Annotated in this window: 23 protein-coding genes; 18 read left to right on the forward strand and 5 right to left on the reverse strand. The window is 52.3% G+C overall.

Going from position 1 to position 23,108, the window contains the following annotated elements:
* Nucleotides 1-52: 52 nt before the first annotated feature.
* The 3 genes from glpT to glpD all read left to right on the forward strand — a co-directional run bounded on the left by glpT (nucleotide 53) and on the right by glpD (nucleotide 4,088).
* Nucleotides 53-1,423, forward strand: a complete 1,371-nt coding sequence (gene glpT / locus NHN17_RS01245; RefSeq protein ID WP_255040285.1) for a glycerol-3-phosphate transporter — start codon at nucleotides 53-55, stop codon at nucleotides 1,421-1,423.
* A gap of 166 nt (nucleotides 1,424-1,589) precedes the next feature.
* Entirely contained in the window at nucleotides 1,590-2,351 is a 762-nt protein-coding gene (locus NHN17_RS01250) for a DeoR/GlpR family transcriptional regulator (RefSeq protein ID WP_255040286.1), read from the forward strand.
* A gap of 225 nt (nucleotides 2,352-2,576) precedes the next feature.
* Nucleotides 2,577-4,088: a glycerol-3-phosphate dehydrogenase gene (gene glpD / locus NHN17_RS01255; RefSeq protein WP_255040288.1), complete on the forward strand. Its 1,512-nt coding sequence runs from the start codon at nucleotides 2,577-2,579 to the stop codon at nucleotides 4,086-4,088.
* Between the two features lie 83 nt (nucleotides 4,089-4,171).
* On the opposite strand, the gene NHN17_RS01260 is transcribed toward glpD, so the two are convergent.
* Nucleotides 4,172-4,585: a flagellar basal body-associated protein FliL gene (locus NHN17_RS01260; protein ID WP_255040289.1), complete on the reverse strand. Its 414-nt coding sequence runs from the start codon at nucleotides 4,583-4,585 to the stop codon at nucleotides 4,172-4,174.
* A gap of 169 nt (nucleotides 4,586-4,754) precedes the next feature.
* Between NHN17_RS01260 and NHN17_RS01265 the strand changes: the two genes are divergently transcribed.
* Both NHN17_RS01265 and ubiA read left to right on the forward strand, forming a co-directional pair.
* Nucleotides 4,755-5,300 carry a chorismate lyase gene (locus tag NHN17_RS01265; RefSeq protein ID WP_255040290.1) on the forward strand — a complete coding sequence of 182 codons (546 nt, stop codon included), beginning with the start codon at nucleotides 4,755-4,757 and terminating at the stop codon, nucleotides 5,298-5,300.
* Nucleotides 5,297-6,151, forward strand: coding sequence for a 4-hydroxybenzoate octaprenyltransferase (ubiA, locus tag NHN17_RS01270; RefSeq protein WP_373689526.1), 855 nt, complete (start codon nucleotides 5,297-5,299; stop codon nucleotides 6,149-6,151). The genes NHN17_RS01265 and ubiA overlap by 4 nt, the downstream gene beginning before the upstream one ends.
* A 232-nt stretch (nucleotides 6,152-6,383) precedes the next feature.
* On the opposite strand, the gene plsB is transcribed toward ubiA, so the two are convergent.
* Nucleotides 6,384-8,834 (reverse strand): glycerol-3-phosphate 1-O-acyltransferase PlsB, encoded by a 2,451-nt coding sequence (gene plsB, locus NHN17_RS01275; RefSeq protein WP_255040292.1) that lies wholly within the window; start codon nucleotides 8,832-8,834, stop codon nucleotides 6,384-6,386.
* A gap of 276 nt (nucleotides 8,835-9,110) precedes the next feature.
* Here plsB and lexA point away from each other — a divergent pair, with 276 nt between their 5' ends.
* The 6 genes from lexA (at nucleotide 9,111) to NHN17_RS01305 (ending at nucleotide 15,172) form a co-directional block, all read left to right on the forward strand.
* A complete protein-coding gene (gene lexA / locus NHN17_RS01280; RefSeq protein WP_255040293.1) occupies nucleotides 9,111-9,728 on the forward strand; it encodes a transcriptional repressor LexA in 618 nt (205 codons plus the stop codon).
* 84 nt (nucleotides 9,729-9,812) lie between these two features.
* Complete coding sequence (locus tag NHN17_RS01285; RefSeq protein ID WP_255040294.1) at nucleotides 9,813-10,613, forward strand: class I SAM-dependent methyltransferase; 801 nt, start codon at nucleotides 9,813-9,815, stop codon at nucleotides 10,611-10,613.
* Between the two features lie 285 nt (nucleotides 10,614-10,898).
* Nucleotides 10,899-12,044, forward strand: coding sequence for a cytochrome c oxidase subunit II (gene coxB / locus NHN17_RS01290; RefSeq protein WP_255040295.1), 1,146 nt, complete (start codon nucleotides 10,899-10,901; stop codon nucleotides 12,042-12,044).
* A 15-nt stretch (nucleotides 12,045-12,059) separates the two neighbouring features.
* Nucleotides 12,060-13,676 carry a cytochrome c oxidase subunit I gene (gene ctaD / locus NHN17_RS01295; protein WP_255040296.1) on the forward strand — a complete coding sequence of 539 codons (1,617 nt, stop codon included), beginning with the start codon at nucleotides 12,060-12,062 and terminating at the stop codon, nucleotides 13,674-13,676.
* Nucleotides 13,677-13,690: 14 nt separating this feature from the next.
* Nucleotides 13,691-14,260: a cytochrome c oxidase assembly protein gene (locus tag NHN17_RS01300; RefSeq protein WP_255040297.1), complete on the forward strand. Its 570-nt coding sequence runs from the start codon at nucleotides 13,691-13,693 to the stop codon at nucleotides 14,258-14,260.
* A gap of 9 nt (nucleotides 14,261-14,269) precedes the next feature.
* Nucleotides 14,270-15,172 (forward strand): cytochrome c oxidase subunit 3, encoded by a 903-nt coding sequence (locus tag NHN17_RS01305; protein ID WP_255040419.1) that lies wholly within the window; start codon nucleotides 14,270-14,272, stop codon nucleotides 15,170-15,172.
* Nucleotides 15,173-15,187: 15 nt separating this feature from the next.
* On the opposite strand, the gene NHN17_RS01310 is transcribed toward NHN17_RS01305, so the two are convergent.
* Nucleotides 15,188-15,394 (reverse strand): DUF2909 domain-containing protein, encoded by a 207-nt coding sequence (locus tag NHN17_RS01310; protein WP_255040298.1) that lies wholly within the window; start codon nucleotides 15,392-15,394, stop codon nucleotides 15,188-15,190.
* Between the two features lie 50 nt (nucleotides 15,395-15,444).
* Here NHN17_RS01310 and NHN17_RS01315 point away from each other — a divergent pair, with 50 nt between their 5' ends.
* The 6 genes from NHN17_RS01315 (at nucleotide 15,445) to NHN17_RS01340 (ending at nucleotide 20,666) form a co-directional block, all read left to right on the forward strand.
* Nucleotides 15,445-16,122: an SURF1 family protein gene (locus NHN17_RS01315; RefSeq protein WP_255040299.1), complete on the forward strand. Its 678-nt coding sequence runs from the start codon at nucleotides 15,445-15,447 to the stop codon at nucleotides 16,120-16,122.
* A complete protein-coding gene (locus tag NHN17_RS01320) occupies nucleotides 16,119-16,667 on the forward strand; it encodes a redox-active disulfide-containing membrane protein (protein ID WP_255040300.1) in 549 nt (182 codons plus the stop codon). The genes NHN17_RS01315 and NHN17_RS01320 overlap by 4 nt, the downstream gene beginning before the upstream one ends.
* A gap of 11 nt (nucleotides 16,668-16,678) precedes the next feature.
* Nucleotides 16,679-17,707, forward strand: a complete 1,029-nt coding sequence (locus tag NHN17_RS01325; protein ID WP_255040301.1) for a COX15/CtaA family protein — start codon at nucleotides 16,679-16,681, stop codon at nucleotides 17,705-17,707.
* A gap of 31 nt (nucleotides 17,708-17,738) precedes the next feature.
* Nucleotides 17,739-18,659, forward strand: coding sequence for a heme o synthase (gene cyoE, locus NHN17_RS01330; protein ID WP_255040302.1), 921 nt, complete (start codon nucleotides 17,739-17,741; stop codon nucleotides 18,657-18,659).
* Nucleotides 18,660-18,820: 161 nt separating this feature from the next.
* Nucleotides 18,821-20,170: an MATE family efflux transporter DinF gene (gene dinF, locus NHN17_RS01335; protein WP_255040420.1), complete on the forward strand. Its 1,350-nt coding sequence runs from the start codon at nucleotides 18,821-18,823 to the stop codon at nucleotides 20,168-20,170.
* Nucleotides 20,171-20,309: 139 nt separating this feature from the next.
* Nucleotides 20,310-20,666 (forward strand): 3D domain-containing protein, encoded by a 357-nt coding sequence (locus tag NHN17_RS01340; protein ID WP_373689528.1) that lies wholly within the window; start codon nucleotides 20,310-20,312, stop codon nucleotides 20,664-20,666.
* A 184-nt stretch (nucleotides 20,667-20,850) separates the two neighbouring features.
* Here the strand turns inward: NHN17_RS01340 and nfuA are convergent, their stop codons facing one another.
* Complete coding sequence (nfuA, locus tag NHN17_RS01345) at nucleotides 20,851-21,429, reverse strand: Fe-S biogenesis protein NfuA (RefSeq protein ID WP_255040422.1); 579 nt, start codon at nucleotides 21,427-21,429, stop codon at nucleotides 20,851-20,853.
* A 129-nt stretch (nucleotides 21,430-21,558) separates the two neighbouring features.
* Nucleotides 21,559-22,248, reverse strand: a complete 690-nt coding sequence (locus tag NHN17_RS01350) for a ComFC family protein (protein ID WP_255040305.1) — start codon at nucleotides 22,246-22,248, stop codon at nucleotides 21,559-21,561.
* A gap of 36 nt (nucleotides 22,249-22,284) precedes the next feature.
* On the opposite strand from NHN17_RS01350, the gene bioH reads away from it, so the two are divergent.
* A complete protein-coding gene (gene bioH / locus NHN17_RS01355; RefSeq protein ID WP_255040306.1) occupies nucleotides 22,285-23,049 on the forward strand; it encodes a pimeloyl-ACP methyl ester esterase BioH in 765 nt (254 codons plus the stop codon).
* The last annotated feature ends 59 nt before the right edge of the window (nucleotides 23,050-23,108 follow it).

The raw sequence follows: 23,108 nt of genomic DNA on the forward strand, positions 1-23,108 counted from the left end.
GGTATTCGTTTGTACCCATACCATCGCAACAAATTATAAAAAGGAATATTCTATGTTTGGTCTTTTCAAACCGGCAATGCATCGGGCGCGTCTTCCTGATGGCCAGGTCGACTCCACCTACCAGCGTCTGCGTTGGCAGCTTTTCGCGGGTATCTTCTTTGGCTATGCCGGCTACTACCTTGTTCGTAAAAATTTCAGCCTGGCCATGCCTTACCTTATCGAAGAATACGGTTACAGCCGCGGTGACCTGGGTGTAGCACTGGCTGCCGTTTCAATTGCTTATGGCTTGTCGAAATTCTTGATGGGTAGTGTGTCTGACCGCTCTAACCCACGCTACTTCCTTGCAGCTGGCTTGAGTATGTCGGCGATTGTGATGTTGTGCTTCGGCTTTATGCCTTGGGCAACGAGCAGTATTGCGGCCATGTTTATTCTGCTGTTTTTGAACGGTTGGTTCCAGGGGATGGGCTGGCCTGCTTGTGGCCGTACCATGGTGCATTGGTGGTCGCGTAAGGAAAGGGGGGAAGTCGTTTCGGTCTGGAACGTTGCTCATAACGTGGGCGGTGGTTTGATTGGTCCGATGTTCCTGCTTGGTCTTTGGGCATTCAATGATGATTGGAGATCGGCGTTCTATGTACCGGCTTTCTTTGCCTTGCTGGTGGCCGTATTTACCCTGTTGGTAATGCGCGATACGCCGCAGTCTTGTGGCCTGCCTTCAATCGAAGAGCATAAAGACGACTACCCGGATAGCTATGACGCTTCCCACGAAAAAGAGATGACCGCCAAGGAAATCTTCTTCAAGTATTTATTTAACAACAAACTATTGTGGTTTATTGCGATTGCCAATGCCTTCGTTTATCTGATCCGCTACGGAGTATTGGACTGGGCGCCGGTGTACCTGAGCGAAGTGAAACACTTCACTGTCGACAAATCATCTTGGGCTTACTTCCTGTACGAGTGGGCAGGGATCCCGGGTACATTATTGTGTGGTTGGATGTCGGATAAATTCTTTAAGGGCCGTCGTGCACCTGCTGGTATTCTGTTCATGGCATTGGTGACCGTTGCGGTACTGGTTTACTGGTTCAACCCAGCAGGCAACCCAACCGTGGATATGGCAGCATTGGTTGCTATCGGCTTCCTGATTTATGGCCCTGTGATGCTGATTGGTTTGTATGCACTTGAACTGGCACCGAAAAAAGCAGCGGGTACTGCGGCAGGTCTGACTGGCTTGTTCGGTTATCTCGGTGGTGCGGTAGCCGCTAACGCTATTTTGGGTTATACCGTTGACCACTTCGGTTGGGATGGCGGCTTTATGGTACTGACGGCATCTTGTGGCATGTCTATCTTCTTCCTGACTTTGGCATTGATTGGTGAAAGCCGCTTGCACCGTGAGAAAGAAGCGGGTCAGCTGGAACAAAATGCATGATTGGGAGCGCCATCATTGGCATCTTGATTAGACCCTAGGTAAGATGACAAGGCTTCGCATTGTGCGGAGCCTTGTTGTTTTACAAGCTGAACTTGGCTTATTGATATCGATTGCATAAGACAGTTTGTTAGGTACCAGGCCATAGCGAAAGGGAGCCGCGTCAGTCGTGAAGCAGAGTAAACGTCACCAGGAAATAATTGATCTTGTCAAAACCCAAGGCTACGTCAGCACCGATGACTTGGTTGAGCGGTTTAATGTGAGTCCGCAGACTATCCGACGGGATCTCAACGAGTTGGCGGAAGACAATAAGATCCGCCGTCACCATGGTGGAGCGACTATCCCATCGAGCTCAGTTAATACCTCATACAGCACCCGTAAAGTGATGCAGCTGGCTGAAAAAGACAACATTGCCCAGGCCATGGTTGCCCATATTCCAGATGGTGCGACCTTGTTCATTGATATCGGCACAACGCCGGAAGCCGTCGCCCGTGCATTGCTCGACCATAATGATCTACGCATTGTGACCAATAACCTCAATGTCGCGAGCATTTTGACGGGCAAGGATGACTTCCGGGTGATCCTTGCTGGTGGCGAAGTGCGTAACCGTGATGGCGGCATGGTGGGTGAAGCAACGTTGGACTTTATTTCCCAGTTCCGCCTCGACTTTGGCATTTTGGGTATAAGTGGCATTGATCTTGACGGCTCGTTGCTTGACTTTGATTACCACGAGGTACGGGTGAAACAAGCGATCATCGAAAATAGCCGCTGTGTGATGCTTGGGGTCGACCATACCAAGTTCGGTCGAAATGCGATGGTTAACCTGGGTGATATCAGCCAGATCGATATGTTGTTTACCGACCATACTCCGCCAGAAGAATTGGCCAAGCGCCTGGCCGAGCATGAAACGCACATTGAAATTATTTGTTAATCCATCAATGTCATTGGCTTAGAGGCCAACTCACCCCTTCTGTACGAACGGGCTGCTGAATAAGCAGCCCGTTTTTTTTCACTAAAATTCCATGTCGATCATAATTAGTTAAACATTCGAGCATAATAATGATGATCTCAATCAATCATTTGTCTATAGTGCTCGATATCGAGCGCTTGTGCGCGAAAAAGAACATTTGGCGAAAGTCGTAGTCGAGGTGGGGAAATGGCAGCAAATAACGAAGTGTTGGATCTGATTGTCGTCGGTGGCGGTATCAATGGAGCGGGGATTGCCGCTGATGCCGCTGGACGTGGCTTGCGTGTCGGCCTTTATGAGGCGCAAGATTTTGCTTCGGCGACATCGTCGGCCAGTTCGAAGCTGATCCATGGTGGCCTGCGCTACCTTGAGCACTACGAGTTTCGTTTGGTTGGTGAAGCGCTGGCCGAGCGAGAGGTACTGCTGAAAAAAATCCCTCACATTGCCCGTCCGATGCGCTTTCGTTTGCCGCACCGCCCACATCTGCGTCCGGCTTGGATGATCCGTGCGGGCCTGTTTCTGTATGACCACCTTGGCAAGCGCACTACGTTGCCAGCGAGCTGCGGTCTGAAATTCGGTGCCGATTCGGTACTGGTACTGGAAATTACCAAAGGGTTTGAGTATTCAGATTGCTGGGTGGATGATGCGCGTTTGGTGATCTTGAATGCGATGGAAGTCGCCCAGCGCGGAGGTGAAGTCCGTAATCGCTGTATGGTCGAAGCGGCTGAGCGGGACGGCGAGATATGGCGCGTCACGGTGCGCAATACCTTGACGGGCGAAGTATTCGAGCGTCGTTGCTATGCACTGGTCAATGCAGCTGGCCCATGGGTGAAAGCGTTTTATGATCAGAGCTTGTCGCTGCCATCACCACGTAATATTCGTTTGATCAAAGGCTCGCATATTGTGGTGCCGCGGGTTCACGGCGAGGAGCAAGCGTATATTCTGCAGAATGAAGATAACCGTATTGTGTTCGTGATCCCGTATCTTGACCGGTTCTCGATCATCGGTACCACGGATGTGGAATACAACGGTGATCCGCGCGAAGTGGCGATTGATGAGAATGAAATCGGCTACCTACTTGAGGTCTACAACAATCACTTTGTCAACAAGCTTGGCCGTGATGATGTGGTGTGGACCTACAGCGGGGTACGTCCGCTGTGTGATGATGAATCTGACTCGCCGCAGGCTATTACCCGGGATTACACATTGGAGCTAGAGCAGGAAGGCCAGCAGGCTCCGCTATTGTCGATTTTCGGTGGTAAGTTGACGACCTACCGTAAATTGGCCGAGACGGCGATGGTCAAATTGGCACCTTTCTTCCCGCAGATGCAGCCGCCGTGGACGGCGGATGCCTATTTACCGGGTGGGGCTGCGGGCTTTGATGCCAAAGCGCAGGCCGCTGATTTGCAGCAGCGCTTCCCGTGGTTACTGGCCGTAGCCGCCGAGCGAATGGCGACCAATTACGGTAATCTCAGCACGCAGCTGTTTGAGGGCGTCGCCAACGAGGCAGATATGGGGCTGCATTTTGGGGCTGGTTTCTATGCCAAGGAGCTGGATTACCTACTGCGAGATGAGTTTGTCCAACAGGCTGATGATGTTTTGTGGCGCCGCAGTAAGCTCGGGCTGTATTTGGATCAGGAGCAGCAGCAGCAGATCGCCGACTACATTGCAAATTGGCTATCGGTTCAAAATGCGGCTTGATCAGTAAACCGTTACCCAACCCAAAAGGCGCCTTAGGCGCCTTTTGGGTTTTAGAAGAGTGTTTGCATTTAAAGATACCGGGCTTACTGGTAGAGATACTTGGTAAACAGCAATTCGGTCAGTAACCGTTTGTTGGTCTCGATAAGTAGTAGCTCGTTAACTTTGTTCAAGCAGGCCTGGCGGATTTCTTCTCGTCCAGCCAGTGATTTGATCCTAGCTTCTGGCTGCTGACCAATGATGCTGATGATAGCATCACGGATCAGCGGAGCATGGTGCTCAACTTCGGGGATCAGCGAAGGGTCAGCGACCATGAGGTCAACCTGCAAGCGGAGGTAACCGATCCGCTTGCCTTGGCTTACATAATTGGTCGTAATGTCTGGGGCCAAGGTGTAATAGGTATATTGTGGATTGGCCGTGGCCGCATCGTTGGCGTTGGCTGACATTGGCACCAGTAAACTCGCCAAGAGGAAAAGTAGTCTAGGTAAAGTTAATTTCATTATCATGCTCATAGAGTTATTGGTTTTTATGGCTGCAAATGAGTTTCTTTCGATCGTAACGATATTCGTACTGGTTACAGCTTGCTACAATGGTGTTTATTCATGGTAATAAATTAACCTTGATCTACCAAGCCCTTGTCGGTAATTGGGTAGAGATTTTGTTGGAAAGATGTCGAAATTCAAACAGTTGTACAAGCCCTTGTTAGATAGCGCCCAATGGCTGGCACCGGAAGATACCGTCATTGAAGGAACTGAATTTGGGCATTGGTTGTTGGAGTTGGACTCCTTGTCCCGCCGGTTTGAGCGTCACTGCCGGGCATTTACTGTCTCTCTGGAAGAGCAGGGACAGATCCACCGTGAGCGTTTGACCGACGACGAACGTGCCCTGATCGGTGATGTTGACTGCCTGCTACGCAAGGTTGTACTCAAGGGGGATGGTGTGCCGTGGGTATTTGCCAGAACCTTGATCCCGCTGACTACCCTAACAGGGCAAGAGCAGGATCTGGCCCAGCTGGGGGAAATGCCACTCGGGTTCCGCGTGTTTACTGATCGCAGTGCGCGTCGTGATGCGCTGGAGGTTGCCAATGTCGGGACTGAAAATAAACCGGTTTGGGCCCGCCGTTCGCGATTGTGGCTGAATAATAAGCCACTGCTGGTGGCGGAATTATTTTTGCAGGAAGCACCTATATATAAGGAGACCCTAAGTTGGAAATGACCAAGATGAAAGCGTTCTGGCAGCTGGCGCGCTTCGATCGTCCTATTGGTAGCCTGTTGCTATTGTGGCCGACACTGTGGGCGTTGTTTTTGGCCGCCGAAGGCATGCCCAATCCTCATGTGATGTTGGTTTTTGTACTTGGGGTGATTTTCATGCGGGCGGCAGGATGTGTGATCAACGACTTTGCAGACCGTAATTTCGATGGCCACGTCAAACGCACAGCCAAGCGGCCGATGCCGTCGGGCAAGGTATCAGAGCGTGAGGCGCTGGCCTTGTTTGGCCTGTTGGTGTTGGTGTCATTCTTGTTGGTTCTGACAATGAATACCCTGACTATCATGTTGTCGGTCGTGGGCGTGGTATTGGCCGCAGCTTATCCGTTCATGAAGCGTTATACCCACCTGCCTCAGCTGGTGTTGGGGATGGCATTCGGCTGGTCGATTCCGATGGCCTACGCGGCGCAGGCCGGGGAGCTGCCAGCGGTGGCATGGTTGCTGTTTGTTGCTAATATCCTATGGACTATCGCCTATGACACCCAGTACGCTATGGTGGACCGTGATGATGATCTCAAGGTCGGGATCAAGTCTACTGCCATCCTATTTGGTCGGTTCGATAAGATGATCATTGGCCTGCTGCAGCTGGGAACCTTGGTATTGCTGATTGCTGTCGGGGCGATTGAAAATCTGTCACAGGTGTATTACTGGTGTCTTTTGCTGGCCTCGTCATTGTTCGTCTATCAGCAAAAGCTGCTGCGAGGCCGTGAACGTGAGCCATGTTTCAAGGCTTTCTTGAATAACAACTATGTCGGCATGTTGATTTGTGTCGGTATCTCGGTCAGTACCTATTTGACATAAAAGCAGACAGTACAAACCAACCTGAGAAAGCGCCGTTAACGGCGCTTTTTTGTTTTTGTGTGCATATGATACCAACCTACATCAATATTTGATCAGCCTTGCACTGGAAAAATACTTGATCAACGACTTATCCAGATTGGTATGAAAAGTGGTACGGTTTGGTCGCTGGGCAGTAGATCGATATAGAAAAGGGCCGCAAATTGCAGCCCTTTTGGTGTGGTGGTGAGTGTGATTACTCGCCGCTGTTGGTCTCTTCGCCCCGGTCTTCGCGGTTCATGACGGCTTGGATAGTCAGCTTCACTTCCGGTGACACCAAGGCAGCTAACTGTTCGGCAAGTTGCTCGACCGGTTGTGATACTGCGTGGCACTCCTCATTGAGGTAGCCTTCGCTGCGCAGGGTTTTCACCAAGATCGCAAATACGCCCTTGTCGAAAAATTCTGGTGCATTAATGCCATGTAAGCGGCTCAGGCGCTGGGCCATCATCTGGCTTTGCTGCTCAAGGTCGCTTCTCATCAGCTGCGGCTCGGAGTTAAGCAGGGTCAGGGAAATCGCATAACGCTGCAAGGTTTCAGATATCGTGCGTGCCAGCAAATGCAGCGGGCCGATACGGGCGCTGTTAAGGCTTATTTGATCACCATTGCGTAATACCAGTCGCTGGCGAACCAGCTCGTCGACTTGTGCCTCAATCACTGTTTCCAGCTCTTCTTTGCTAAAGCGCAGGAACAGCTCGGCTTGAAGGAACGGATATAAGCGAGTGACCTGCTCGACAATTTTATCCACGCTTAGCTTTTGGTGGTGGATCATGATATTGGCGATCAGTGATGGCATCGCAAACAGGTGGATGATGTTGTTGCGGTAGTAGGTCATCAGTATCGCCTGCTGGCGGTTCAATGAGACCATTTCACCCAGGCTATCACGCTCGACAACGAACTTGTCCATGTCGATAGCGTGCTTAACCATCGCCTGGGCATTTTCATCCGGAACGGTGAATTTTTCCGAGTATGGCACGTTACGTAACAACTGTAGGTAGCAGTCTATTTGCTGCTCGAGATCTTTACGGCTAAGGGCGCGCTGGCGTGCTGCAAGCAGTGCGACACCACATAACGTTAGGGCATTAGTAGCGGCTGCATCGTTGATGTGGGTCATCATTTTCACGGCTAAGTCGTTCACTACCGGGGTCAACCATTGTGGGCGTTGAGGTTCGATAGGGTCGATATCCTTGTGCCATTCAGGTACATGCTCGTTGAGGTAGTGATTGAGTGGGATCGGCTCACCGAAATTGACATAGCCTTGGCCGAGGTTACGCAGTTTACGCAGGGTACGAATCACCTGACCGATGTTTTCTTTTTCTTTGCCCTTGCCGCGCAGCTCGTTGGCATAGGTCGCTACTTCCATCACGTGTTCGTAGCCGATGTAGACTGGTACTAGGGTAACCGGGCGGTTCAGGCCGCGCAGCATCGCCTGAATAGTCATTGACAGCATACCGGTTTTGGCTGGTAGCAAACGGCCCGTTCGTGAACGGCCACCTTCGCTGAAGTACTCGACCGAATAGCCCTTGGCAAACAATTCAGCCAAGTATTCGCGGAATACTGTCGAGTAAAGGCGGTTGCCCTTGAAGCTACGACGGATAAAGAAGCCACCGCCGCGGCGGAAAATCTGTCCGGCCGGGAAGAAATTGAGGTTGATGCCTGCGGCAACATGCGGCGGCACTAAGCCTTCTCGGTATAGTACGTAAGACAGCAGCAGGTAGTCCATGTGGCTGCGGTGGCAGGGTACATAAACAATCTCATGGCCGTCTTGGGCCAACTTACGAACCTGCTTGGCATTGTGGATGTTCAGCCCTTGGTAGAGCTTGTTCCACAGCCAGCCAAGGAAGCGTTCCCCGCGTTTGATCAGTGAGTAGGAGAAGTTGGCGGCAATTTCTTCCATCATGTCGACGGCTTCTTTGCGTACCTTTTCAACAGGTACATCACGGCTTGCGGCTTCTTCTGCGACGACTTTTTCAATCGCTTTGGAGTTGAGCAGGCGGTTAAATAGCACTTGGCGGTCAGGTAATTTCGGCCCTGACGCAGCCAACTGCTGGCGTGAGAAGTGGATACGGGCCACCCTCGCCAGTTTATTGGCAATTGAATCGTCGGTACCGTGGTGATCGGCCATGTAGCGTAGAGAAACCGCCGGGCTCAGGCGTACCATACAGTCGCGGCCATGACCGAGGATAGTGAAAAACTTCTCCGGGCCATTGAGCGGGCGCAGTACCGGTTTGTGGTTTTCTTCCTTGCCGGGTTTGCGGCCCCAGAGAATAGAAGCCGGAACCACCTGGATATCCAGTTCACTATCTTGTGTGTGGTGCTCGAGCAGGGCGGTAAACAGGTTGATAGATTCCTGTGGTAACGCGTTCTTATCACCAAAGACACTCGGTCCATCGGAAATATAAACATAGCGGACAAATTGCTGCCCGTTAACCTCCAGTGGGGACAAGGGATCAGGCAAACCTAGCGCCTTAGTGCTGCTGCGCAGTGTCATCAAATCGGTGTTGGAGCGGAACGGCAGGATGTAAACAATCGGGCGTTCTAGGTCCAGTTCCAGATCCGCTGCAGGATCGGAAGGGATTGAGTGGGTTTTAACCAGCAGAGAAAGCGGCAAATCCAGTATTTTTTGATAGATTTTCTGCCAACTTGACATATCTTTTACTAGCCTCGAATTCTTAATGCGTGGAAGGATAGCAGAAAAAAACCAGTTATAAGCAGCGAAATAGCACAGACGAGTCTTTATATGACATTTTTATTGATTTCCCAACGTACTTTGACTGAACAACAGAGTATGAAAATGCTAAGACCACGATCGGTTACTTGCTGGTGAATTTGCGGCAAAATTGTTGTTTTCCTAAACAATAACCTTTTCAAGCGTGATAACACTGGATATACTCACAGTGAACTGTATAAAAAGACAGGGTGAGCTATGAAGCCGTTAACGCCGCGCCAACAAGAAGTCTTTGATTTGATCAAAGCAAAAATTGAAGATTCTGGAATGCCGCCAACACGTGCTGAAATAGCCCGTGAACTCGGCTTCCGTTCTGCTAATGCTGCTGAAGAACATCTCAAGGCATTGGCCCGTAAAGAAGTGATTGAAATTATTCCTGGCGCTTCGCGTGGGATCCGCTTGCTGGGTAACCGCGAGGAAGAAGAGAGCGGCCTGCCGTTGATCGGCCAGGTTGCTGCTGGTGAGCCTATTTTGGCTCAGGAACATGTTGAAACCCATTACGAGGTAGACCCATCTCTGTTCAAGCCGCGTGCAGACTTTCTGCTGCGGGTGAACGGTATGAGTATGAAGGATATCGGGATCATGGACGGCGATTTGCTGGCTGTGCATAAGACCCAGGATGTCCGCAATGGTCAGGTGGTTGTGGCCCGGGTTGAAGATGATGTGACCGTCAAACGCCTTGAGCGTAACGGTGCACAGGTCCTGCTGCATGCCGAGAACGAAGAGTTTGCCCCAATTGTGGTTGACCTCAATACTCAGCACTTGTCGATTGAAGGCATTGCCGTCGGTGTGATCCGCAACACCGACTGGATGTAACGCGCCCCGCTTAAAAAGATCCATTAACGCTTTACAAGTGTTAATGATAGTCATTATCATCTTTATATTCAAAAGGAGATGATAATGACTGAGACTGTCCGCCATGATATTCTTGCTGATCTGCTCCAACCGCTTTGGCTCCGTAGCCGTGAAAGCCTGGCCGATGATCGCTTGATTTATGATCCCGTCGCTGCCGCAGCCTGCACCCAATGTAGCCTCAAGCCTGAATGCCTCCAGGGCAATATTTCCCAGCAGCAACGGCTGCATGCTAGCCTTACGCTGATTTGTGATCGCCAAATTCAACAATTTCTTCGTCGTCACCCCGATGGGCGGATCATCAATCTAGGTAGTGGCCTGGATACCCGTTTTTATCGGGTCGATAACGGTCGCTGTCGTTGGTTCGATATTGATGTCGGTGAAAATTTGCTGTGGCGACAACGCCTGTTTCATCGTAGCGAGCGATATCAGATGCTACCTGGCTCAACCACAGACTTGTCCTGGCTGCAGGCTTTACCGCCAATGTCCGGGGCGCCGATCATAGTGCTGTGCGATCACGCTTTGCTGGCATCAAGCGAGGTCGAGCTGGCCCATGTTGTCCAGTCATTAGCCTGTCACTTTGGCCGTTTTGAGCTGTGTTTGGTTGTTGCCGGGGATCTGTGTCATTCGCCTTTGTCTGGTGAAATGGGCGTCGATAAACCTTTCGGTCATGCCATGCGTGATCCGCGTCGTAAGCTGCTGCAATGGTTACCTTGGGCGTCGGCGGTTGGTCGCTATAGCCCGATGGATAGTACTTGTTCCCGTTGGCGAGGCTGGCAGCGTTGGTTAGCGCGGATCCCTGGATTGAAATTCCGCATCTTGCCGGTATTGCTGCATATTCATCTGTAATTCTTTACAAAGGCACGCTGTTGCTGCTAGTCGGTTTCCTCTTTGTGTCTAGCATGCAATATGCCAGTTTGGTTTTTTTCCCCACTTTTCCTGCCTATTTTTTTGCGTAATTTCACGATCCTGTCCTAAGTTAAATGTAAACAAACTGTTAACCATGTGACTGCGGATGACACCTCATCTGCAATGTATGCAGGGAAGACTCTGACTCATTTTGCGCTGTCCCCATGAGCTATTTCGTGTTCATTGGGGGTATTTGATAGGAAAAGGATAGGAGGGAGCCGGGTGATGATTCGCCATCTGATGTGCTGTCTGTTTGCTTTGTTGGTTATGCCAGCACAGGCAGACGTTCAACCCATGCCGCTGAATATGACCCAGGGAGTGACCGAGGTCAGTCAGCGGGTGTTTGATCTCCATATGACGATTTTCTACATCTGTGTAGTGATCGGCTTGGTGGTTTTCGGGGTGATGTTCTGGTCTATCATCCATCACCGTAAGTCAAAAGGGGCGGTCGCCGCTTCCTTCCACGAAAGTACCAAGGTTGAAATCCTCTGGACGGTGATCCCGTTCGTTATTCTCATCATCATGGCAGTCCCAGCCACCCAGACACTGTTGGCAATGGAAGATACTACCCAGGCGGACATGACGGTTCAGGTCACCGGCTCGCAGTGGAAGTGGCATTACCGCTATTTCGATGAGGATGTCGAATTTTACTCCTTGTTGGCAACCAGCCAAGCCCAGATCACCAATGAACGTGAAAAACGCAGCAATTACTTACTGGAAGTTGATCGGCCACTGGTACTGCCGGTTGGCAAAAAAGTGCGCTTTTTGATCACCTCGCAAGACGTCATTCATTCTTGGTGGGTTCCCGATTTCGCGGTGAAGAAAGATGCTAATCCCGGTTTTATCAACGAAGCCTGGACCCGTATCGATGAGCCTGGGATCTACCGTGGTCAGTGTGCCGAGCTGTGCGGCAAGGATCACGGCTTTATGCCGGTGGTGGTGATTGCCAAGTCTCAGGCAGATTATGAAGAATGGCTGCAAACAACTAAGGTCGCCCAGCAGCAGGCGCGGGAAGAAGAGCAGCGCCTGTTGGCGATGCAGATGGATATGGATGAACTGATGACGCTGGGCGAGCAGGTCTACAACACCCGTTGTGCGATGTGTCATCAGGCCAATGGCCAGGGTTTACCGGGGGCATTTCCTGGCTTGGCAGGACAGGGGCTATCGGTTGACCCCAACGCCAAGCTTGAGCACATCAGTATTGTGGTCCACGGCAAGCAGGGAACAGCGATGCAGGCATTTGGCCCACAGTTGAGCCTTAAAGAATTGGCAGCGGTGATCACTTATGAGCGCAATGCCTGGGATAACAATACCGGAGACACCATTCAGGCTGCCGAAGTGCAGGCTGTGATGGACGGTCAGGACCTATAAAGGGAGAGAGTGACGATGACGGATATGTTGCGTGAGCAAAACGAGGTCGAGGGTACCCAGACCGAGCATGAGCAGCATGAGCATCATGAACACCACCAGACCGGTCTCAAGCGCTGGCTGTTTACCACCAACCACAAGGATATTGGCTCGCTGTATTTGATGTTCAGTTTTGCCATGTTCCTGATTGGTGGGGCAATGGCGATGGTGATCCGGGCCGAGTTGTTTCAGCCTGGGCTGCAACTGGTAGAGCCTAATTTCTTCAACCAGATGACCACAGTCCACGGCCTTATCATGGTATTTGGTGCGGTGATGCCGGCGTTTACCGGGTTGGCGAACTGGATGGTACCACTGATGATCGGTGCGCCAGATATGGCCTTGCCGCGGATGAATAACTGGAGTTTCTGGATCTTGCCTTTTGCGTTCTCCATGCTGCTGGCTTCGCTGTTCATGGAAGGGGGCGGCCCTAATTTCGGTTGGACCTTTTATGCGCCGCTGTCGACAACCTATAGCCCGGAGAGTACCGGCCTGTTTGTCTTTGCCATCCATATCATGGGGATCAGCTCGATTATGGGGGCGATTAACGTCATCGTCACCATCGTCAATATGCGTGCGCCGGGCATGACCTACATGAAGATGCCGCTGTTTGTCTGGACATGGTTGATCACCGCATTCCTGTTGATTGCGGTGATGCCGGTGTTGGCTGGGGCGGTGACTATGGTACTGACCGACAAATACTTCGGCACCAGCTTTTTTGATGCGGCAGGCGGGGGCGATCCGGTGATGTTCCAGCATATCTTCTGGTTCTTTGGTCATCCGGAAGTGTACATTATGATTTTGCCGAGCTTCGGTATTATTTCGGCGATAGTTCCGGCCTTTTCTCGCAAGAAACTCTTCGGTTACAGTTCGATGGTGTATGCCACGGCGTCGATTGCCGGACTGAGTTTCTTGGTTTGGGCCCACCATATGTTCACCACCGGGATGCCGGTGGCTGCCGAGCTGTTCTTTATGTATTGCACCATGCTGATCTCGGTGCCAACCGGGGTCAAGGTGTTCAACTGGGTGGCGACCATGTGGCGTGGCTCGTTGACCTTTGAAGTCCCGATGCTGTTTGCGATTGCTTTCATCGTATTGTTTACCATCGGTGGCTTCTCCGGGTTGATGCTGGCCATTACCCCGGCTGACTTCCAGTACCATGATACGTACTTTGTGGTGGCCCACTTCCACTATGTGCTGGTATCGGGGGCTATCTTCTCCATCATGGCGGCCGCTTACTATTGGTTGCCGAAATGGACCGGGCACATGTTCGATGAGAAGTTGGCCAAGTGGCATTTCTGGTGCTCGATTATCTCGGTCAATATCTTGTTCTTCCCGATGCACTTTTTAGGCCTTGCTGGTATGCCACGCCGGATCCCTGACTATGCGCTGCAGTTTGCCGATATCAATGCGGTGGTCAGTGTAGGGGGGTTCTTGTTTGGCCTGTCTCAACTTATTTTCCTTGCGGTGGTGATCAAGTGTGCCCGTGGTGGCGAGAAGGCGGCGGCTAAGCCGTGGGATGGTGCTGAAGGGTTGGAGTGGACAGTGGCTTCACCAGCACCGCACCATACTTTTTCCACGCCACCTAAAGTGGATTAAGCGGAGGGTTGCCTATGGATAAGCCTCAGACTGAATCAACTTCCGTTGCAGGTAACAAAAAGCAGCGCTCTATCTGGTCGTTGACCCTGATGGCTGTTGCTATGTTCGGTTTCGCCTTTGCCTTGGTACCGCTGTATGACGTGTTCTGCGACATTACCGGCATCAACGGTAAAACGGCGGATACACAGGCTGCGGCCAGTGATCGGGTAGACACCAGCCGTGAGATCACCGTGGAGTTCGTATCGTATATCAATCCAGGCGTGCAGTGGACATTTGAACCGGAGATCAAGCAGTTGGTGGTCAATCCCGGCCAAACTCATACCATTACCTACCGGGCCAAGAACCTGACCGGGCAGGAAACTGTCGGCCAGGCCGTCCCCTCGGTCAGCCCGGGGATGGGGGCTCGCTACTTGAATAAAATCGAATGCTTCTGTTTCAACCGCCAGCCGTTGGCGGCTGGTGAAACGGCCAGTTTGCCCTTGGTGTTTTATGTCGATCCGGAGTTGCCAGACGATATCAACACCTTGACCCTAGCCTATACCCTTTACAACGCCCAGCCGGATGCGCCGGCACAAACGCAATGAGGTTGAATGATGGCGAATCCTTATTCTGAACATGATCAATCTGTGACCCCTCCCCACGAGAACTATTATGTACCCGAAGCCAGTGGCTGGCCGATTATCGGTGCTGTAGCCCTGTTCCTGATTGCCATGGGGGCTGGGGCGACGGTCGGGGATCTCTTTGGTGGTCAGGGGCCGTGGATTTTGCTGGCCGGGGTTGGCTTGTTGCTGATCATGCTGGTGGGGTGGTTCCGCGATGTGATCACTGAGTCGATGGGGGGGCTCTATAGCAGCCAGATGGACCGATCATTTCGTCAGGGCATGAGCTGGTTCATTTTCTCTGAGGTGATGTTTTTCGCTGCCTTCTTCGGCACCTTGTTCTATGCGCGGATGATTGCGGTGCCATGGTTGGGGGGAGCTGGCAATAATGCCATGACCCATGAAGTATTGTGGCCTGAGTTCATTGCCCAGTGGCCTTTGGTCATGACGCCGGGTGGCGCAGAGACAACGGCGATGGGCCCGATTGGCTTGCCGCTCTACAACACCCTGATCTTACTCGTGTCGTCAGTGACTGTGCATATTGCCCATACCGCGTTGGAGCAGGATAACCGGCCCAAACTTAAACTGTTCCTATTGTTGACCGTGTTGCTCGGCTCGTTGTTTGTTTACTTGCAGGGGGTGGAGTATGTCCACGCCTATGAAGATATGGGCTTAACGCTCGATGCCGGGATCTATGGCAACACCTTCTTCATGCTAACAGGCTTCCATGGTCTGCATGTCACGCTCGGGACCCTGATTTTGTTTATTGTCTGGCTACGGGTATTGCGTGGTCATTTTACCCCCGAGAAGCATTTTGCCTTCCAGGCCGGGGCTTGGTATTGGCACTTTGTCGATGTAGTTTGGCTCGGGCTGTTTGTGTTTGTTTATATCCTGTGAGGCTAGAAGTGGCCTCTAGTAAGGCCGCGGGTTCGGTGTTATGTAGCCGTTGGCCAGTGCGATAAGCAGTAGGGCAAATAGGAAGACGGAGAACAGTATCCGACGTCCAAGGTGACGTGACATCGGTTGGCTTTGTTTGCCTTTGAGCATAGCTGGCAGGGCACGGAACAGATTCAGCACGATAAACATCAACAAGCAAACAATCAGGGCTTTCAGCAACATAGGGGCTCCGGTTAGATATAGGTAGGTCTCCGGTCAGGACTGGGTGAATCATGCGTCGGATAGGTTTTATTCTTTTTACTGTGGCGGTACTGATGACATTGGTCAAGTTGGGATTTTGGCAAATGACCCGCGCTCAGGAAAAAGAAAGTTTGGGCCATGCGCTGAAATTTCGCAGCGAGCAGATGTATTACAGCTTGGCGAGCTTACCGTCGGATCCGCGCTGGTACAGTTTGACCTTGAGAGGAGAATTTGATCACAGCAAGGCGGTACTGCTGGATAATCAACTTTACCAAGGTCGCCCGGGCTACCACGTGCTTTACCCTTTTGCTGTCGATGAGGGATGGATACTGGTGAATTTGGGCTGGATAGCGGCACCGGTATACCGGGAGCAGATCCCGGTACTACCGGAGCATCACGGTGAGGTGATGGTCAGCGGCATTATCGCCCCGCCATCTTCCCTGCTCGAGTTGGCGGCCGAGGTGATGGGACAGGGGTATCCATTGAGGGTACAGAACATCAGTATGGCGGACTTGAGTCAACACATGGATTTGTCCCTTCCATCCTGGGTGTTGCAGATAGACCCGGACAGTCCGCTGGCACTCAATCAGACTTGGATCCCGGTAGTAATGGGACCGCATAAACATTATGCCTACGCGCTGCAATGGTTTTTGATGGCGCTTGCGGTATCAGGACTTGCATTTTGGTGGCTGAGACGGAGTAAACCATGAAGAAACAGGGAACGTTGCTATTACTTTTCGGCGCCTTCGCCTTGCCGGTTATTTTGGCCAAGCTGGTGCTGGATCTCAACTGGTACCAAGGCGGGGTGACAAACCGTGGTGAACTGCTGGGCTCACCGATGGCATCTGAATGGCTGGGGGAGAACAAACAGTGGCAGTTGATCTACCTGCTGCCAGCGCAGTGCGATGAGCAGTGCCGAGGAGCCTTGTTCAATCTGCGTCAGGTGCCGCAAGCCGTCGGAGCTGACCAAGGCAGGCTCAATAGCGTATTGCTGATTGATGGTGACATGCTTGATGGGCAGCCCTCTGATGTTAAAAAGCAGCTTTCCGGCCTCGATCAGCGGCAGGTACCCGATTACGTGGTTAACCAGCTCAAGACGCTGGAGTACGGTGCCAAAGCAATCTATATTGCCGACCCGCTCGGTAATGTGATGATGGCCTACCCCTTGGTCAAGGGGCAGGTCGCGGTGTTGGCACAGGGCAAGGATGTGCTGAGGGATCTCAAGCGGCTGCTGAAAATTTCCAAAATCGGCTAGGGAGAGCGTGGATGAAACAAGATCATTATCGATTGTGGGTCGCTCTGACTTTTGCGTTGTCACTGTGTGTGATTGCCCTCGGTGCCTACACCCGTCTTACCGAAGCGGGTTTAGGTTGCCCGGATTGGCCGGGGTGCTATGGCTTTACCGGGGTGCCGAAGGATGAAACGCAGCAGGCGCTGGCGGCATCTCGCTTCCCTGATGCGCCGCTGGAAGCTGACAAGGCCTGGAATGAAATGCTGCACCGCTATGTCGCCGGTAGCTTGGGGTTGATGATTTTAGCGCTCAATATTCTGGCGTGGCGTAAACCTTCCCGACCCAAGGGGCTGCCAGCCTTGCTGTTGGTAACCGTTATCTTCCAAGCATTACTTGGGATGTGGACTGTCACTATGGTGTTGATGCCGGTGGTGGTGATGGGGCACTTACTGGGTGGGTTTACTACCGCTTCCCTTTTGTTCCTGCTCTGGCTACGGCTGGGCAGGACATCGTTACACTCTTCTTCAGCTCAGTTCAGCAGTGGCTTGCAGGCCTTTGCCCTGCTCGGCTTGCTGGTTGTTTTCGGTCAGATCGCGCTCGGGGGCTGGACGGCAGCCAATTACGCGGCCGTGGTATGTACCCAGCTGCCGTTGTGTGAAGTAGATTGGCAGCAGGGGTTTGACACCTCGGCCTTTGCCTTGATCCAGCCAGAACATGATACCTATCAATATGGAGTGCTGGATTACCAGCAGCGGGTCACAATCCATGTGACCCATAGGATCGGGGCGATGGTCACGGCAGGCGTGTTGCTTGTTCTTGCTGGTTTTTTATGGCGGCAGAGAGCCCTTAGAGGGGGGACGGCGGTGATGCTGCTGGTATTGGCCGGTCAAATTAGCTTGGGCGTTACGAATGTAGTAGCCAGTCTGCCGTTGTCGGTTGCTGTAGCCCATAACATAACCGGTGTATTGCTGCTGTTGTCGCTAGTGGCGTTGAATGTGCAGGTTTACCGGATACGGCTGGCTGGCCGTTATCCCCATCGAATGGCATCCCGGATGGGTAGCTAATAGTAACGAATAGCCAAAGGAGGGCCTGAACATGGCAAAGAGTCAGGTTGTAGCAAAAGGGGGGTATAAGCCCCTGTCATCGGCTAAGGTGTGGCAGGATTACCTGACCATGACCAAGCCCAAAGTGGTTGCCATGTTGTTGCTAACAGCATTGGTTGGGATGTGTCTGGCAGTACCGGGGATCCCACCGCTCAAGGCGGTAGTCTTCGGTTTGGTTGGGATCGGCCTGCAGTCGGCAGCGGCGGCGGCTTTTAATCATGTATTGGATCGCCGCTTTGATGCCAAGATGGCAAGGACATATCACCGCCCGTTGGCAAAAGGCCGGGTCGAAACCCATAAAGCCGTCATTTTTGCCTGCGTGCTGATGGTGGCCGGTTTTGTGGTGTTATGGCAACTCAACGCCTTGACTGCCTGGCTGACGTTTGCCAGCTTGATTGGCTATGCCTTGGTGTATACCGTTTGGCTCAAGCACGCGACACCGCAGAATATCGTCATTGGTGGATTGGCCGGGGCGGCGCCGCCCTTGCTTGGCTGGACGGCTGTAACCGGTGAGCTGCACTCCCATGCATTGCTGCTGGTGATGCTGGTGTTTACCTGGACCCCGCCGCATTTCTGGGCGTTGGCTATCCATCGTCGTGACGATTATGCCAAGGCCGGGATCCCGATGCTGCCGGTGACCCACGGTATTGGCTATACCAAGACCATGGTGCTACTGTATACCTTGATGCTGGCCCTTGTGGGCTTGCTGCCCTGGCTGACCGGGATGAGTGGTGGGTTGTATTTGGCTGGCAGCAGTGTGCTGAATCTTGGTTTCATCGGTTATGCGCTGAAGCTGAAATTTGCCGATGAACCTGGCCATGCATGGGCAACCTTCAAGTATTCGATTTGGCATTTGCTGGCGCTGTTCGTGGTCTTGTTGGCCGATCACTGGTTGGTAGCGCTGCTGGTTTAGCTGTGGGCTTAATGACTGCTTAGCTGCAGTATTGGCCCGCTCCCTGAATATTCCCATCCTGCAGACTGGGAATAGCCCCTGTGGATTTTGTCCATGGGGGCTTTTTATTTGCGCCTGAACACCAGATAATCGCTGGTCGGGTATCAAGAGTTGAGGTTGTTGTGCTGCAAGCGTTGCGAGATAGAACATTGCACCGTCAGGTGTTTGCCCTGGCGCTGCCGATGGTGCTGTCGAATATTACGGTTCCCTTGCTGGGCCTGGTCGATGCGGCGGTGATCGGGCACCTAGAGCATGCCTGGTATCTTGGCGGGGTTGCCGTAGGCGGAACCATGATCAATGTGACGTTCTGGTTGTTGGGCTTCTTACGGATGGCCACAACCGGGCTCAGTGCCCAGGCCTACGGTGCTTCTGATCGCGATGCTCAGGCAACGGTTTTTATCCAGGGTATCGCCTTGGCGTGGTTGATGGCGCTGGTGCTGATTGTGTTCCACCGACCGGTTGCCGATCTGATCTTCCATTTCAGCTCGGCCAGCGGTGAAGTAAAACACTATGCCGAGCAGTATTTCTCCATCCGAATTTGGGGGGCACCTGCAGCGTTGGCAAACTTTGTCATTATGGGCTGGTTGCTGGGTAGCCAAAACGCCAAGTTACCGATGTGGCTGCTGATTGTGACCAACGTGGTCAATATCAGCATGGATGTACTGTTTGTCCTCGGTTTTGGCTGGAAAGTGCAGGGAGCGGCGGCGGCGTCGGTACTGGCCGAATATAGCGGCCTGGTGTTGGGGCTATGGTTTGTCTCCCGTCAATGGCTGAGCCAAGCGCTGCCGGCATGGCGAAGCAAATTGCGCAGCATGCGCAATGGCACTGGTCGGTTGCTCAAGCTCAACCGGGATATCTTCCTGCGCAGCCTGTGCCTGCAATTAACTTTCACCTTCATGACATTCCAGGGGGCCACACTTGGCGATAATGTGGTGGCTGCTAATGCGGTGCTGATGAGTTTTCTGATGCTGGTCTCCTATGCCATGGATGGGTTTGCCTATGCCATGGAGGCGATGGTAGGCAAGGCGATTGGTGCCCGTAACCGTGCCGAGCTTGGTCGCAGTTTGGTCGGCACGACGTTTTGGAGTTTGATGATATCTCTGATACTGACTATAGCGTTTACCGTTTTTGGCAGTGACATCATCGCCCTGATTTCTGATATTCCTGCCGTACAACATGAAGCGGCCCTGTACTTACCATGGTTGGCGGCAGTGCCGCTGGTGGCGATGTGGTGCTTCTTGCTCGATGGCATCTTCATTGGGGCAACAAGGGCTAGGGAAATGCGCAACAGCATGTTCGTTGCTACCTGTTGCTATTTTGCTTTCTGGTGGTTGCTGGCCGATTTTGGCAATCATGCACTATGGGGAGCCATGTTGGGATTCATGGCAATGCGGGGAATGGGTTTAGCCGTGGTATTTGCTTATCAATGGCAAAAAAATATTTTCCTGCAACCTGCCAGTGCAAACAAATAGTTAGGATGACATGACTTATTTTGCTCATTTTTTCGACTAAAAATGCTACCCATGTGGCAAAGTGCTGGTTAAAATGTAACCTTTTTGCCACCTGGGAGGACAAATGAGAAAAGCAGTACTGGTGTTTTTTTTAACGATAATGACGGTCAGCTGGGGCGTGCCGGCCATGGCAGCAGGCCAAGGTAAGTCATACAAGGTTACGGCAACGGCGTATAATTCGGTGAGGGGCCAGACCAACTCTAATCCAACGATTGCAGCTTGGGGCGATCGGCTTAAACCGGGGATGAAAGCCATCGCGATTTCCCGAGATTTTCTGGGAAGGGGATTCAAGCGCGGCACCATCGTTAAAATCTCCGGCCTGCCGGGTGAGTATGTGGTGCTGGACAAGATGAACAAGCGTTGGAGCAACAAGATTGATATCTACATGGGGCAGGATATCAAAGCGGCAAGGAACTGGGGGCGTCGCAATGTGACCATTACCGTTGTGAAGTCATAACAACGGCATCAAAAACCTGAAAATATAACTGTTCTAGCTAATCGAATAGAACCGCTATCTTTTCAGATTCGAGAGAATACCAAGCGTGTAACCTTTTTTTGAGCGGCACTATTCAGTTTGGTATACAAAAAAGCGAGAGCCTTGGCTCTCGCTTTTTTATGTATGTTACTCAGCAGGGAAGCGGCTAGTAGTAAGAGTGCTCACCACGTGCGTGCTCGGTGATATCGCGTACACCAGTTAGCTCGCCGGCAAATTGGGCCAGTAGCTCTTTTTCGATGCCTTCTTTCAAGGTCACGTCGACCATTGAACAGCCGTTACAGCCACCGCCAAACTGAAGGATAGCGACGCCATCTTCGGTAATTTCAGCCAGTGATACATTGCCACCGTGACCAGCCAGCTGCGGGTTAACCTGCGTTTGGATCACGTAGTCGACACGTTCCATTAGCGACGCGTCGTCAGACACTTTGCGTACCTTGGCATTGGGTGCTTTCAGTGTTAGTTGTGAGCCCATTTTGTCAGTGACAAAATCAACTTCCGCATCTTCGAGGAACGGTAGGCTAAGCTCATCAACGAAAGCTGAGAACAGGTCGAATTTGATTTCGGTGTCACTAGCTTCCACAGCTTCCGGTGGACAGTAGGACACGCCGCACTCTGCATTTTGGGTCCCAGGGTTTACCACGAATACACGGATGTTTGTCCCTTCCGGCTGTTGGGCCAGAAGTTTGCCGAAGTGCTGTTGAGCATTCTCAGTAATAGTAATCATAGACACGACGTAATACCTGACTTATTTAGTAAGATTAATTCTATTCTACTCTTTGCTACCCTTTCTATCACCCATTAATATTTGCAACCATGATTTCGACACAGATCTCGGTGATTTTCTTGAAAATTTTCACGCCGGGGTATAGCACAGGCAATAGATATCGACTCGCTCCACTCCGTGATTGTGTAGTAGGGTCGCCGCTGCAGCAACGGTACTGCCGGTGGTGACGACATCATCGACAAGGGCGACATGGGAAGGCAGCGGCTTATCGGTAAGTATAAATGCCCGCTCAAGATTATGCTGACGCTGGACCTTGCTGAGGCGATGCTGGGGAGGCGTATAGCGCTGGCGCTTTATTCTCTGGGTATCAAGGTGACTGCCGGTATGCTGGGCGACGACTTGGGCGATAAGGCTGCTTTGGTTGAAACCACGCTTAAGGCGGCGAAGCGGATGCAGCGGGATGGGCAGCAATAATGGAGCGGGATCATCGATTTGTTGCGCCAGCAGCTCGCCGAGAGGATTGGCCAGCCAGAATTTTCGTTGGAATTTGAACTGGTGAATCACATGGCGTAAAGGGAATTGATATTCGCCGGCGCGGTAGAAGCGCTGCCATGGCTGAGGAGCGTTGAGGCAATGACCGCAGTGATCGGCATCCTCCAAGAGGGTGTGGCCGCAGTGATGGCAATATGGCGGGCATGGAAAGCGAGCCAGGCAATGCTGGCACCATATTGAGTGTGGGCCCGCGGCAGGAAGGTGGCATAACTGGCAGCGGTGGCCGCGGCGGAGAAAGTTGGTGAATTGAGTAATAAACGATACCATCCGTGTGATCCCTAGGCGTAAATAAAGGAAATATAGATGACCGCAGAGCTGCATTGGCAAACCCAAGGACAAGGTTCCGATCTACTTCTCATTCATGGGTGGGGAATGAATGGTGCTGTGTGGCAGCAAGTACTTCCTATGCTGGCTCAGCATTACCGGGTCCATGTGGTTGATCTGCCGGGTTATGGCCACAGCCAGCACTGCTCGGTTGCCGATGCTGATGAAATGGCCGGTATGCTGCTGGAGCAAGCGCCAGAGCAGGCGACGTGGCTGGGCTGGTCTTTGGGGGGCTTGGTCGCCACCAGCGCCGCGCTTCAGGCACCAGACCGGGTCGAGCAGTTGGTGACTGTCGCTAGCTCGCCGTGTTTTGCGGCTGAAAAAGCGTGGCGGGGGATCAAGCCGGAAGTCTTGGCTGACTTCCGCCGTCAGCTTGATCTGGATTTTAGGACTACGATAGAGCGTTTCATGGCCCTGCAGGCGATGGGAAGCCCGTCGGCAAGACAGGATATCCGCCATCTCAAGGAAGCCGTATTGTCCCGACCCGAGCCCGAGCCGGAAGCACTGGCTCTGGGGCTAGATATGTTGGCTCAGGTGGATTTACGGCCAGAGCTTGGTGCTATATCCCAACCATGGTTGAGGCTCTATGGCCGACTCGATGGCTTGGTGCCAGCTAAGGTAGCCCGCGATCTCGACAAGCTCGCCCCGCAGTCGCAGCAACATGTATTCAAGGCGGCTTCCCATGCGCCGTTTATCTCCCATCCTGATGAATTTATCGATACGCTAAAAGCATTTACAGGTTAGTATGATTTTACAGGCTAGCAAGCGTGGATGTTTATGATGTTCGTGACGTGTTCGGCCTA

This window comes from Photobacterium pectinilyticum (assembly GCF_024357955.1).
GTDB lineage: Bacteria > Pseudomonadota > Gammaproteobacteria > Enterobacterales > Vibrionaceae > Photobacterium > Photobacterium pectinilyticum.